Here is a 12,655-nt window from a genome sequence, read left to right as displayed (position 1 = left end):
CGAACTCACGACTAGATCAGAGACCCAAGCACCAACGCATCACTGCTTTCTGTGCGTGCAGACGGTTTTCTGCCTCGTCAAAGATCACCGAATGCGGACCATCCATCACGGCGCTGGTCGCCTCATCATCGCGGTGCGCAGGCAAGCAGTGCATGAACAGCGCGTCAGGCTTTGCCGCTGCCATCAGCTGTTCGTTCACCTGATAGCCCCGCAGCTGGTTATGACGGCGCTCGCGTGCAGATACGGGGTCATGCATCGACACCCAAGTATCGGTGACAACCAGATCCGCACCTTCAACCGCTTTCATCGGATCGCGCTCAATCACAATGTTCGCACCTTTGGCGCGGGCCTCTTCGACAAACACCGCTTCGGGGTCGAGCGAGGACGGACCCGTGAAGGTCAGATCAAACCCGAACTGACCAGCCGCATGGATAAAGGACGCGCAAACGTTGTTGCCGTCACCCGACCAGACGACCTTTTTGCCCGCGATAGAACCGCGGTGTTCTTCAAACGTCTGGATGTCAGCCATGATCTGGCAGGGGTGGGTGCGGTTGGTCAGACCGTTGATCACAGGCACGGTCGCGTATTCCGCCATCTCAAGCAGAGTTTGCTCTTCGAACGTGCGGATCATGATCATGTCAACGTAGCGCGACAGAACCCGCGCGGTGTCTGCAATCGTTTCACCATGGCCCAACTGCATATCCGCACCAGACAGCACCATCGTTTGACCGCCCATCTGGCGCACACCCACATCGAACGACACGCGAGTACGGGTCGACGGCTTTTCAAAGATCAGCGCGACCATGCGACCGTCGAGCGGTTTATCGTCGTCAGCCGACCCTTTTGGGCGTCCGTTACGAGCCGCTTTCATCGCTTTGGCGTTATCAATAATCGTCCGCAGTTCTTCGGGCGAGGTGGTGTGGATATCAAGGAAGTGTTTCATAGTGTTTTCTTTCGTCGTCGGGATCGGGGCTGCGCCCCTCACCCGCGAAGGTTCAATGCCATCAGACGATCAGGCTTGCTCCAGTTTCGTTGCAGTTGTGTCGAGGCGTGTAACGGCCTCGGAAATGTCTTCGTCGGTAATGTTCAAAGCTGGCAAAAGGCGCAGCACGTTGTCACCCGCAGGAACGGTCAGAACGCCAGCGTCATAGCCCGCTTTAACCACATCGGTGTTGGTGACTTTGCATTTCAGGCCAAGCATCAGGCCAGACCCACGCACGCCCTCGAACACGTCAGGGTGTGCCGCGACCAGACCTTCGAGCTTTTGACGCAGCAGGGCCGCCTTACGGTTCACCTCTGCCAGAAACGCATCATCCGCGATGGCCTTCATCACTGCGTTGCCTACTGCGCAAGCGAGAGGGTTGCCGCCGTAGGTCGACCCGTGGGTGCCTGCTGTCATGCCAGATGCCGCGTTTTCAGTGGCCAGAACGGCGCCCAGTGGGAAACCACCGCCGATGCCTTTGGCGACCATCATGATGTCAGGCGTCACGCCCGACCATTCATGTGCAAAGAGTTTACCCGTCCGACCCATGCCGCACTGAACCTCGTCGAGGATCAACAGGATGCCGTGCTGGTCGCACAGATCGCGCAGACCCTTCAAGCACTGATCGGGAAGCGGACGAATGCCGCCCTCACCCTGAACGGGCTCGATCAGGATTGCACCGACATCAGCCTCTGCCGCCGCAGCGGTCAGCGCGTCGTGATCCCCCCATTTCAGGTGCTTGAACCCAGGCAGGAGCGGGCCAAAGCCCTTGGTCATTTTCTCGGACCCTGCCGCAGCGATACCAGCCGACGAACGACCGTGGAACGATCCTTCGAACGCAATGATGGTCGTGCGCTCTGACTGGCCTTTCTCATAATGATACTTCCGCGCCATTTTCACAGCGAGCTCGCAGGACTCTGTCCCCGAGTTGGTAAAGAACACGGTGTCCGCAAAGGTCGCCGCGACCAGACGGTCCGCCAATTCCTGCTGAGCCGGAATGTTATAAAGGTTCGACACGTGCCACAGCGCGTTCGCTTGGGTCGTCAGGGCTGCCACCAGATCAGGGTGCGCATGGCCAAGTGCGTTCACTGCAATCCCTGCCCCAAGGTCGAGATAACGTCGGCCCGATGCCTCCACCAGCCAAGAGCCTTCGCCAGAGACGAAAGACAGAGGTGCACGGTTATAGGTCGGCAAGACTGAGGGGATCATGGATAAACCCTTTGTAAATAGAAGCCTGATTGGTGCCGCAGGGGCAAAGGCGTGTCAATGTATAAGGAAGTCAGATGGATGCGCAAAAAGGCGCACGGCGCTAAAAATTAGCGTCGGCGTCGAATCAGTGTGATTTTCGCATTGGTCATCATGGGGCCGCGTATAGGCGACCCCGAGATTTTCGCAAAGGGTTTTGTCAGGCTTTCAGGCGGTAGCCGCGTTTGAACCAATACCAGCAGATCGAGGTGACGACCGCACAGGCCAAGATTGCCACCCACAGGCCGCGCCAAGGGCTTCCGTCCGACACACCGATCATGCCGAAACGAACACCGTCGATGATGTAGAAAAACGGGTTCACGTGGCTGAGTTTGTTCAACACAGGCGGCAGCGCGTCGATGGAATAGAACGTCCCCGACAAGAACGACAGCGGCGTCACGACAAAGTTCGAAATCGCAGCAAGCTGGTCGAATTTATTGGCGAAAATGGCTGCGATGATGCCCAAACCGCCCATAAACACGGCGCCTAGAACCACAAAAACCAGAACCCACTGCGGATGCTGCATCCCGACGCCGAGGAACAGCCAGACGCCAATCGCGATCACCACAGCCACCAAAAGGCCACGCGCAACCGCACCTGCGATGTATCCCGTCACCAATTCACCAGCCGACAAGGGCGGCATCAGCGTGTCCACGATATTGCCCTGTACCTTGGCCGAGGTGAGCGAAGAGGACGAGTTCGCAAACGCGTTCTGGATCACCGTCATCGTCAGGATACCCGGCGCGAGGAAGTGCATGAACGGCACGCCCATCACGTCACCGCGTTGCGATCCAATCGCAATGGTAAAGATCAAAAGGAACAGGCCCGCGTTGATCAACGGCGCCATAAGCGTCTGCGACCACACGTTGAGGAATCGCAAAACTTCGCGTCGGCACAGGGTATAGAGGCCCAACCAATTCACTTTTCCGAACCTACGCACACCCATTCCGGCATCTTGTGACATCTTTGCCTCCGTTTTCGCGATTCGAACGCTTGTATCCCGCGCCCACGTGCTTAGAATAGTCCCTTGACCAATGATGCAAGGTCGGATGCGCAGATGCGCCCGCCCAATTAGCCAAAGGAACGCAATATGTCCTGGACCGACGAACGCGTCGAGCTCTTGAAAAAGATGTGGGGCGAAGGCCAGTCGGCCAGCCAGATCGCCAAAGAACTTGGCGGGGTGACCCGAAATGCGGTCATCGGTAAGGTGCATCGTCTTGGCCTATCGAACCGTACCACTGGTGCGGCTCCTGCAGCGCCCGCAAAACCTGCCAAAGAGGCAAAGCCCGCAGCGCCCAAAGTCGCTAAGGCAGAACCGAAACCCGCAGCGGCTGCAGCGCCCAAGCCGAAGGCAGAGCCGAAACCGGCTGAAACGACCCTCGCGCCGATCCCGATGAGCCCTGCACGCAAGGCGATCATCCCAGCTGGCCAGCCTCTGCCGCCGCAGCCTTCTGCGAATGAAATTTCGCCCGAGGCTCTGGCCAAGGTGAACGAGGTCGAAAAAACCGCAAAAAAATTGTCGCTGATGGAACTGACCGAGCGGACCTGCAAATGGCCGATTGGCGACCCTGCAACGCCGGACTTCTGGTTCTGCGGTCTGCCGACCCAACAGGGCAAGCCCTACTGCGAAGCCCACGTTGGCGTAGCCTTCCAACCCATGAGCGCCCGCCGCGACCGTCGTCGCTAAGCGTTCAGCACAAATGATACCAAATGAAACCCGCCCGTGACGGCGGGTTTTGTTTTACAAACTGACGGATCCCATTCTAGCGTCACCGCATGACATTTAGTGACGACACCCGCACCCGCATCCGTGACAGCTTTGCCAAACAATCAGCGATGGCGTTGATCCATGCCGAAATTCCGGTGATCGAAGAGGGCCGCGCGGAGATCGAAATCCCGCATTGGGACGGGGTTCTTCAGCAGCACGGATATGTGCACGGTGGCGTCGTTGGAATGATCGCGGATTCTGCGGCGGGCTATGCTGCGATGAGCGTGGTGCCCGAGGGAACATCCGTTCTCACCGTCGAATATAAGATCAACATGGTTGCCCCTGCGAACGGCGATAAAATCGTCGCCAAAGGTTCAGTGCTGCGGGCGGGCCGGACCCTGCTGTTGACCAAGGCAGATGTCTACGCGGTCAAGGATGGCACCGAAACGCTCTGCGCAGTGATGCAACAGACCATTATGGCCATGCACGGCAAAGGCGAACGCTAAGCGGCGACAAACTGTTTCCCCTGCGTAAAGTCATATGCGCACAAGGCCCATTTGCTATATGTAGCAGTGACGCGGCCTCAACTCCGCAGGCTCATTTGATAGGTAGTCGAATGTCGTTTCGGTGGCTTTTTGGTTTTGTTTTCATTGCATTAATAAGCTGCGGCGAAACCGCGTCTCGTGCCGAAAACGCGCGAATTCTACTTTTGGGCGATTCGATGATGGCCTTCAATCGCGGTTCTGGTTCAGCCGTTTCAGATGCGATTGAGGATCAACTTGGCGAAGAAGTCGTTGATCGCTCTGTCTCTGGCGCACGGATCAACTATGCGCTCCCCGTCAGTGGTGCCGCTGGCCTTAGCATCCCGAAACAAGTGATCGACGGCCCGTGGGAATGGGTGGTCATGAATGGCTACGGCAATGACATTCTGTTCGGCTGTGGCTGCCGCGCCTGCGACCGTCAGGTGGATCGCCTAATCAGCGCGGATGGTCTTTCAGGGTCGATACCAGAGTTCGTTGCGACCCTGCGTGCGCGTGGTGCAAAGGTGATCTATTCTGGTTACCTCAGAACCCCTGGTATCCAAGCCCCCGTCGAAAGCTGTGGTGTCGTGGGCGACGAACTAGATCGTCGTCTGGCGCTCATGGCTGCGGCAGATGATGGCGTCACCTTTGTCGCGATGTCAGACCTCGTGCCCTTTGGCGACCGTAGTTATCACGGCCTCGACCTCGTCCACCCGTCGCCCAAAGGCAGTCAGGCCATCGGCGCACGGATCGCAGAAATCATCGCTGCAAACGATTAACGCCCGTTTTCCCGTTCCGCCCATTGGCGTAGCGGCTCCATCGCGGCGAGTAGCCCTTCGCCCTGCGGGGTCAGCGCATATTCCACTCGCGGCGGTATCTCGGCGAACGCCGTGCGGCTGATCAAACCATCGCGGGTCAGTTCATCCAAGGCAGCACTCAGCACCTTGTCCGACACGCCTGCCAGCGCGTCCTTCAGGTCGCCATATCGCAGCGTCCCACGGGACAGCACATCCAACACACGCGCCTTCCAGCGTTTGGACACAAGGCCCATCGCCAGCTCATAAGGGCAGTCGGCGCTGCGGGTGCGGTAGGAATACTTCATTCCTTACCAATACGTGAGCGAACCGCCCCCTGTCTAGCACCACTTCCCAGATGCCATTTACAGCGCTATATGCGCCCCATGTCCCAGAACCCGCCAAACCTCCGCCCCGACCTTGCCCCGAAACCTCGCTTTTCGGAGCCGAAACGTGACGGCCAGCCGACCATCGGCATGGTGTCCCTCGGCTGCCCCAAGGCTTTGGTCGACAGTGAACGCATCCTGACCCGCCTGCGGGCCGAAGGCTATACGATCAGCCCTGACTATTCGGGCGCGGACGCAGTGATTGTGAACACCTGTGGGTTCCTCGACTCGGCCAAGGCGGAAAGCCTTGATGCCATTGGCGAAGCCCTCGTGGAAAATGGCAAAGTGATCGTGACCGGCTGTCTGGGCGCCGAACCTGATTACATCCGTGAACACCACCCGAATATCCTCGCCGTGACGGGGCCGCACCAATACGAACAGGTGCTCGACGCTGTGCATGGCGCTGTGCCGCCGTCACCCGATCCCTTCATCGACTTGCTGCCTGCCTCGGGCGTGAAACTCACCCCGCGCCACTACAGCTACCTCAAGATCTCCGAGGGCTGTAACCACAAGTGCAAGTTCTGCATCATCCCCGACATGCGCGGCAAACTCGCCTCGCGTCCTGCCCACGCTGTGATCCGCGAGGCAGAAAAGCTGGTCGAGGCGGGCGTCAAAGAACTGCTCGTCATCTCGCAAGACACCAGCGCATACGGCGTCGACATCAAACACGCGACCGAGCGGGACCACCGCGCGCATATCACCGACCTTGCTCGTGATCTGGGCAGCTTGGGCGCTTGGGTGCGGCTGCACTACGTCTACCCCTACCCGCATGTGCGTGACCTGATCCCGCTGATGGCAGACCGCCTGATCCTGCCCTATCTGGATATCCCGTTCCAGCACGCGCACCCTGACACGCTCAAACGTATGGCCCGCCCTGCGGCGGCAGCCAAAACGCTGGACGAGATCGCGGCGTGGCGGTCGGTCTGCCCTGATATCACCCTGCGTTCGACCTTTATCGTCGGCTACCCGGGTGAGACCGAAGCGGAATTCCAGACGCTCCTTGATTGGCTGGATGAGGCGCAACTAGACCGCGTGGGCTGCTTCCAATACGAAAACGTGGATGGCGCACGGTCGAACGACCTGCCCGATCACGTCCCTGATGACGTGAAGCAAGACCGCTGGGACCGCTTTATGGAAAAGGCCCAAGCCATTTCCGAGGCCAAGCTTCAGGCCAAAGTCGGCAAAACCCTCGAAGCCATCGTGGACGACATCGACGAGGACGGCATCGCGACCTGCCGCACATGGGCCGACGCCCCCGAGATCGACGGCAACCTCTTTATCGACGAAGGCACTGAAGGGTTGTCAGTGGGTGATATTGTTACCGTTGAGGTAGATGAAGCGGGCGAGTATGATTTGTGGGGTTTAAAACTTAAGTAGATCAAAAACCTCGAAGCCTTTGAGCGTCAAGGCATATTCGCCTGCAGTCCTATCTGCTATTCTTTCAGATACAAGCTCGTCGAGACAGGTCTGTAATTCAGTTTCTTGCCGAATTTTTGTATGGTTCGGTGCTATCGCTGCCATTTTTCTTAGAATTTCATAGTGGTCACGTGTACCGCTTGTGATTGAAATTCTCCTTTCTGAACTTCCAATCTGCAAAATGATCTCCCGTTTAACGGGGTGTAATTGATCGACATAGGCTTTAGCCCAATCGTCCCACTCTTCTTTCTCAACAGATTCTAGCTGCTCAAACGTCTCTTTAACCCTTTGAAGGTTTTCCTCTCCCACGTCCTCTACCGCTTGCTTACGTTGCCGAGCGATCTGTTCAATCGTGTTTTCTCTTTCCCGAGCAATCCGATCCTGTTCGTCTTGAATTTCACCACGCAAAATTATCCGCTGCAGCTGGACTTTGTGAGCTTCCTCAATCTGAAACTCTTTGGTCCGAGCAACGCCTCGAGATACTATCTTTGACCCTGCAAACGCGATCCAAGGCCATATCGAGGCCAACATGAAACCAAATGCGACAGGAAAAACGTATTTAGAACAGATAGTTGTATTTGCATCAAAATACTCGATCCTCTCGAGCACAGTTGTATCGCCAAAAACTAAATTGAATAATGATGGCCAGTTCAGGAGGAAAAAGACGAAGCTGATACTCGTGATAATAGGGCTACGCAGCCTCTCGCTGAAAAAGTCTTTTACTTCTTTGAAAAAATCCAACGCAACACCCTTGGGCTGATAAATGCCAGAAACAAATTAACTTATAGTTGCTCAAATAAAAGTTACGCAATGGTCAGTTGCGGACAAATTCACCATAAAAATAATACGCAGAACCCTACATCCCCTCCAAATAAACCCTGACCGCCTCCTGCACGTGGCGGAACCTGTCTCCGCCAAGGTGTTTGCCGCCGAACCAGCGGGTGACGCAGATGAGGTGTCCTCGGAGGCCTTCGCGCTCTAGCATCCGCACGATCACCATGCCCGCGCCGCTTTCGCCGTCGTCGTTTTTCAGCGGCCCATCGTCGAGAAGCACGGCCCATGTGTTATGGGTCGCCTTGGCGAATTTCTTGGTTTTGCACAGCTCTTTGATGAACGCCTTTGCGTCCTCTGCACTGCTGCAGGGCGCGCCAGAGACCGCGTATTTCGACCCGCGGTCGCTGATGACATTGTCGATGATCTTCATGCCCGCGACCCTAGTCCGCGAGGGCCGCAGGCGAAAGGGTTACTCGCTGATGGCAGCGTTATCTTGGGTCGTGATGCTCTGCAGGTAGGACAGGATAAAGTCCTGCACGACGGGGTCGGTGATCCCCACGTGACGCATTTTCGTCCCCGGCATAAAGCCGCTGTTGTCCTCCATCCACGCCCGCAGCGCGGCAGGGGTCCAGACGATGCCAGAGGCCGCCAGAGCGGTGGAGTAGTCGTAATCCGCCACGGTCCCAGCGCCACGGCCCACAACGTTCACGAGAGGCGGACCATAGCTCGGGTCGGTGGGGTTATCGGCGTGGCAACGGTGGCATTCCGCGTCAAAGAGTTTCTCGCCTGCCTCAACTTTGATCTCGTTGTAGGAGTCCGCGAAAGCGGGGCTCGACAAAGCGATCAGCGCAAGGGTCGCAGCGGTTTTAAAGTAGGTCATAGTGCCCTCCTGAATGAATGCGCCAAGGCTACGCCTCTGGTCAGCAGGAGGGTTGACCCAGATCAACGAAGACGGGCCTAAGCCTAGTCCTTTGGTCGTAGAAATCGCAATTAAAGCGCGGAAAGCACCACCCAGAGGAGGAAAACAACGGCAGCGGTGATCGTGTAGACCTCGACCCGACCGAGTTGGACCATGCGGACCTGTGGCGGCGGATTGTGGAATTCGACACGCGGTTTCGGCGGTTTTATCTCGTTCACGACGCCCTCTTTGAGTAGGGCCATCAAAAGCTGGTCGCCTGTCAGGGAGTCACCATATTGGCTGCTAATCCGAACCGTCGGCCAAAGCGGGAACTGAGAGAGTTGACCGTCTTTGTTCTCGACCGTCATGGCGAGGACCGCTGTATCGAGCACATCAAACCCGATGATCGTCACAGCGTCGCTTGGGCTGTCTGGCCGTCCTGCGTCGTGGATCACTTTGGCAGGCAAAAGAGATTTAACTGTGTAACTCATACCGGAACGGCCGGCCTTTCATCAGTCTATCAGCGCTGCCTTGATACGGTCCAAATGCGCGCAACCTTGCCAAACACCACACCCACTATCGCCACTCAGCCAGCCCCGAGGCGTGTAGCGACGTGCGCAAACACGGCACTTCCTCAAAAGCTCGTCCGCCTGAACTTCGTCCACGTATCCGTCTGCTAAAGCAGCAAGAATATCTGCCGCGCAGGGTGGAACGTGGATCATAGTAATGGCTGTCTTAAAATCTGAGTGTCTTAGATCCGTCATCTCACATCCCGCAGCCTAGCGTGTGTTTCATTTGGTTAGGGTAACGGTTCCAAAGGGAGGCATTTTACATACCACTGACAAAAAACCCTGACCGAGTGAAAAATTTCGACGGACTTTCGTTTAGTCCCCGTTTCAAGGTGAGTATTTGATCAGTCAGGATTATCGCGATGAAACACCTCCGCGCCTATGCAACGCCACTCACGATCGGCACCTTCCTCATTATGGGGGCGACCGGCATTCTGATGTTTTTCCATACCAATACGACGCTGAACAAAGTCGTTCATGAATATGTCGGGCTGGTCATGGTTGCTGCGGTTCTTTTGCACGTTGTGCTGAACTGGCGTGCATTTCAGACCTATTTCAAACGGCCTGTTGCACTGACGCTGATGACGGCGTCTGCGGTGATGCTGGCGGCGTCTTTCGTGTCACTCGGGGATGATGCAGGTGATGCGCGTCCTGACATTATCGCTTTGCAGTTGGTTAGCTCTGCCTCGCTGACCGACCTCGCACCGCTGATGGGCACCGATGCCGAGAACCTCATTGCGAAACTGGCCGAACAGGGCGTGACCGCAACGGCGGATCAGACCCTGATCGACCTCTCTGATGGTGACATGCGCGGCTCGATCAGCCTACTCTCTGCCGTCAAAGGCTAGGCGGGTTCGCTCGCCAATTCAGCAAAGGACGCTTTGTTCTGACAATACTGCGGGGGCTCGTCTCCCGCAGATGCGTTTTTGAGCCAATGCTTGCAATGTTCGGGGGATGGGCACGCGCGGCAACGGGTGATGTGATCGGCATATTCCGCCGTAGAAATATGGCCTTCACGCATGGCTTCCGCCAGATCGACCTCACAATGTTTCGCCATAGCGAGGGTCAGCCAAAAATGTTCCCGAATATCGCCCAACCGCTGCATCGGTTCATCCTTTGTATGTCTTAATCCAATCAAGCAAAGTTGTGCGCCAAGTCGCTGACGCCCGCATTGCGCCAGATCAAAACGGCGCACCGTTGACGCATATCAAGGCACCCTTCCGACATCAGGTCTAGAGTCCCCAATCAGACACGAACAGAGGACGACGCCATGACAGAGACCACCGCCGCGATTGCCACAGATGCTCAGGACCCCTCTGTCGAGGCCAAACCATCACCGCCTCGACACCGCCACACACGTATGGCCCGCATTCCCTATGAGGCCGAAAAAGCCAAACTTCAGGCGGAAATGCTCAAGGTGCAGCACTGGGCCCAAGAAACAGGCCAGAAGTTCGTCATCCTGTTCGAGGGCCGTGATGCTGCAGGCAAAGGCGGTACGATCAAACGGTTTATGGAACATTTGAACCCACGTCATGCGCGGGTTGTGGCCCTGAATAAACCGACTGAGACAGAGCGCGGCCAGTGGTTTTTTCAACGCTATATCGAACATCTGCCAACGGCGGGCGAAATGGTGTTCTACGACCGCAGTTGGTATAACCGCGCAGGCGTCGAACGGGTCATGGGGTTCTGTGAACCCAATGAATACCTAGAATTCATGCGCATGACCCCCGACCTCGAACAGATGCTCGTTCGGTCTGGTATTCGGCTCTATAAATACTGGTTCTCAGTGACCCGAGACGAACAACTTCGCCGCTTTAAGGCCCGCGAAACCGATCCACTGAAGCAATGGAAGCTGTCCCCGATTGATAAGGCGTCGCTCGACAAATGGGATGACTACACCGAGGCAAAAGAGGCGATGTTCTTTTATACGAACACCGCAGATGCGCCTTGGACCGTGGTTAAATCGAACGATAAGAAACGGGCGCGGATTAATTGCATGCGCCACTTCCTATCGACCCTCGATTATCCAGGCAAAGACCCGTCAATCGCCGTACTCCCCGACCCCGAAATCGTAGGCTCTGCGGATAAGGTCATCCACACCGACGAACATATTCTGGGCAAGGCGCTACACCCCGAAACGCGGAAGGTTAGCCGTTCGTCACGAGCCTAAACAGGATCACGAGCCAAGCCATCCCGACGCCCACAGCAGAAACCGCGACAGCGGCGCTACCTGCGTCCTTGGCTTGGCCTGCGCGGTCACGGCGCTGGGTTGAGATGTCGTCAACAACGCGCTCAATCGCTGTATTGATACACTCCATCGCCAGAACGAACACACCGCCCATAATGATCAGCGCGGTTTCACCCGCCGTCAGCGGCAAAATCACGGCCAAAGGGATCGAGACCGCGTTGGCCCAAATCCACTGCATCAGCGATTGTTCGGTTTTCCAAACGTGAACCCAGCCTTGCCACGACCAAATAGCCCTTTGGCGGATACGCATAATACCTTGCATGATCTTCCCCACTGACCGCTCCTCTCTGTCGTTGGTGCAGAGAAGTCTAATTCGGCGCTCATAACAGCGCGAGTTAAAAGCTTTGTGTCAGTTTCAGATTGCTCCCACGGCACGGCGCACCGCGGCAACACGGTCCGCGTTCGCTGGGTGCGATCCGAGGAACTGATCCCCCGGGTCAGGAATACGAGCAAAGAATGCAGCCCCGCGCAGCGCATCATACCCCGCTGCTGTCACGATACGGGCGGCCATCATATCCGCCTCAAGCTCGTAATCCTTGGAATAGGCACGGGAGGCCACAGCGGCGCCAATCTCCCGCGCGGCCTGCACATTCGACGGGAGGCCCGTACCAGCAACCCCCGCCAATTCGCCAAAGATCATCGCGCCGACCGCCGCGTTGCGTTGTGTCCGTTCCAAATGCCCAGCGATGTGGTGCGAGGCTTCATGCGCCAAAACAAAGGCAAACTCGTTCTCGTTCTGGATGTCATCCAATAGGGCTAGCGTAAACGCGATCACAGGACGCCCCGACCGATCCACGGTCTGAAACGCATTGGCCTGCGCACCGGGGGTGTCATCAATCACAATACGGAAATCGCAGTTGCGACGCGCATCTGTTCGAACGCAAATCTCTTCGACAAAGGGTTCCACGTCCTGCACCACGGCCACGAACATATTCGCGGTTTGGCGATCAGGCGTGACGGAAACAGCCTTGGGCGCAACGGTGGCCACGGTGATTGGTGGCATTGAACAACCAGCCAACCCGAAAACACCGAACATGAGAATGAGGAACGCCCGCATTGGCCTCTCGCTTTGCTTTGGGCCATCTTATCATTCCGCCGACGGCCCGTAAGCCCC

17 protein-coding genes are annotated in these 12,655 nt (G+C 56.9%); 6 read left to right on the top strand and 11 right to left on the bottom strand.

The genetic code is table 11. The features are described from left to right. Positions 1 to 16: 16 nt before the first annotated feature. From argF to QWY83_RS12280, 3 genes are all read right to left on the bottom strand, one after another. A complete protein-coding gene (gene argF, locus QWY83_RS12290; protein WP_105234216.1) occupies positions 17 to 943 on the bottom strand; it encodes an ornithine carbamoyltransferase in 927 nt (308 codons plus the stop codon). A 69-nt stretch (positions 944 to 1,012) separates the two neighbouring features. After that, a complete protein-coding gene (locus tag QWY83_RS12285) occupies positions 1,013 to 2,191 on the bottom strand; it encodes an aspartate aminotransferase family protein (RefSeq protein WP_249946922.1) in 1,179 nt (392 codons plus the stop codon). Positions 2,192 to 2,387: 196 nt separating this feature from the next. Next, on the bottom strand, positions 2,388 to 3,191 hold the full coding sequence (locus QWY83_RS12280; RefSeq protein ID WP_067550774.1) for an ABC transporter permease: 804 nt from the start codon (positions 3,189 to 3,191) through the stop codon (positions 2,388 to 2,390). Positions 3,192 to 3,317: 126 nt separating this feature from the next. On the opposite strand from QWY83_RS12280, the gene QWY83_RS12275 reads away from it, so the two are divergent. The 3 genes from QWY83_RS12275 to QWY83_RS12265 all read left to right on the top strand — a co-directional run bounded on the left by QWY83_RS12275 (position 3,318) and on the right by QWY83_RS12265 (position 5,235). Then, positions 3,318 to 3,914, top strand: coding sequence for a GcrA family cell cycle regulator (locus QWY83_RS12275; protein WP_067550775.1), 597 nt, complete (start codon positions 3,318 to 3,320; stop codon positions 3,912 to 3,914). 89 nt (positions 3,915 to 4,003) lie between these two features. Beyond that, the gene (locus QWY83_RS12270; protein WP_105234213.1) at positions 4,004 to 4,441 is read left to right on the top strand and encodes a PaaI family thioesterase; all 438 of its coding nucleotides are present in this window, start codon (positions 4,004 to 4,006) and stop codon (positions 4,439 to 4,441) included. Positions 4,442 to 4,551: 110 nt separating this feature from the next. Beyond that, positions 4,552 to 5,235, top strand: coding sequence for an SGNH/GDSL hydrolase family protein (locus QWY83_RS12265; RefSeq protein ID WP_290245996.1), 684 nt, complete (start codon positions 4,552 to 4,554; stop codon positions 5,233 to 5,235). On the opposite strand, the gene QWY83_RS12260 is transcribed toward QWY83_RS12265, so the two are convergent. Then, positions 5,232 to 5,558: a winged helix-turn-helix transcriptional regulator gene (locus QWY83_RS12260; protein ID WP_249946920.1), complete on the bottom strand. Its 327-nt coding sequence runs from the start codon at positions 5,556 to 5,558 to the stop codon at positions 5,232 to 5,234. The two genes, QWY83_RS12265 and QWY83_RS12260, sit on opposite strands and share 4 nt — an antisense overlap. Positions 5,559 to 5,636: 78 nt before the next feature. Between QWY83_RS12260 and rimO the strand changes: the two genes are divergently transcribed. Then, complete coding sequence (gene rimO, locus QWY83_RS12255) at positions 5,637 to 7,013, top strand: 30S ribosomal protein S12 methylthiotransferase RimO (protein ID WP_249946919.1); 1,377 nt, start codon at positions 5,637 to 5,639, stop codon at positions 7,011 to 7,013. Here rimO and QWY83_RS12250 read toward each other — a convergent pair. The 4 genes from QWY83_RS12250 to QWY83_RS12235 form a co-directional block, all read right to left on the bottom strand. Beyond that, on the bottom strand, positions 6,999 to 7,793 hold the full coding sequence (locus tag QWY83_RS12250) for a hypothetical protein (RefSeq protein WP_249946918.1): 795 nt from the start codon (positions 7,791 to 7,793) through the stop codon (positions 6,999 to 7,001). The genes rimO and QWY83_RS12250 overlap by 15 nt on opposite strands. Positions 7,794 to 7,908: 115 nt before the next feature. Further along, the gene (locus QWY83_RS12245; protein WP_249946917.1) at positions 7,909 to 8,256 is read right to left on the bottom strand and encodes a YigZ family protein; all 348 of its coding nucleotides are present in this window, start codon (positions 8,254 to 8,256) and stop codon (positions 7,909 to 7,911) included. 39 nt (positions 8,257 to 8,295) lie between these two features. Beyond that, complete coding sequence (locus QWY83_RS12240; RefSeq protein WP_249946916.1) at positions 8,296 to 8,706, bottom strand: c-type cytochrome; 411 nt, start codon at positions 8,704 to 8,706, stop codon at positions 8,296 to 8,298. A 110-nt stretch (positions 8,707 to 8,816) separates the two neighbouring features. Continuing rightward, entirely contained in the window at positions 8,817 to 9,215 is a 399-nt protein-coding gene (locus tag QWY83_RS12235) for a hypothetical protein (protein ID WP_249946915.1), read from the bottom strand. Between the two features lie 440 nt (positions 9,216 to 9,655). Between QWY83_RS12235 and QWY83_RS12230 the strand changes: the two genes are divergently transcribed. Further along, on the top strand, positions 9,656 to 10,141 hold the full coding sequence (locus tag QWY83_RS12230; RefSeq protein ID WP_249946914.1) for a DUF4405 domain-containing protein: 486 nt from the start codon (positions 9,656 to 9,658) through the stop codon (positions 10,139 to 10,141). On the opposite strand, the gene QWY83_RS12225 is transcribed toward QWY83_RS12230, so the two are convergent. Further along, positions 10,138 to 10,398: a DUF6455 family protein gene (locus QWY83_RS12225; protein ID WP_105234205.1), complete on the bottom strand. Its 261-nt coding sequence runs from the start codon at positions 10,396 to 10,398 to the stop codon at positions 10,138 to 10,140. The genes QWY83_RS12230 and QWY83_RS12225 overlap by 4 nt on opposite strands. A 255-nt stretch (positions 10,399 to 10,653) precedes the next feature. Here QWY83_RS12225 and ppk2 point away from each other — a divergent pair, with 255 nt between their 5' ends. Further along, positions 10,654 to 11,463: a polyphosphate kinase 2 gene (gene ppk2 / locus QWY83_RS12220; protein WP_245918156.1), complete on the top strand. Its 810-nt coding sequence runs from the start codon at positions 10,654 to 10,656 to the stop codon at positions 11,461 to 11,463. Here ppk2 and QWY83_RS12215 read toward each other — a convergent pair. Beyond that, a complete protein-coding gene (locus tag QWY83_RS12215; RefSeq protein WP_105236270.1) occupies positions 11,441 to 11,803 on the bottom strand; it encodes a diacylglycerol kinase in 363 nt (120 codons plus the stop codon). The genes ppk2 and QWY83_RS12215 overlap by 23 nt on opposite strands. Positions 11,804 to 11,896: 93 nt before the next feature. Beyond that, positions 11,897 to 12,544, bottom strand: a complete 648-nt coding sequence (locus QWY83_RS12210; RefSeq protein WP_249946913.1) for a M48 family metallopeptidase — start codon at positions 12,542 to 12,544, stop codon at positions 11,897 to 11,899. Positions 12,545 to 12,655: the final 111 nt, after the last annotated feature.

This window comes from Marivivens donghaensis, assembly GCF_030410045.1.
Lineage (GTDB): Bacteria > Pseudomonadota > Alphaproteobacteria > Rhodobacterales > Rhodobacteraceae > Marivivens > Marivivens donghaensis.
The sequence above is the reverse complement of the archived record's forward strand: the minus strand, read 5'-3'. Positions and strand labels throughout refer to the sequence as shown.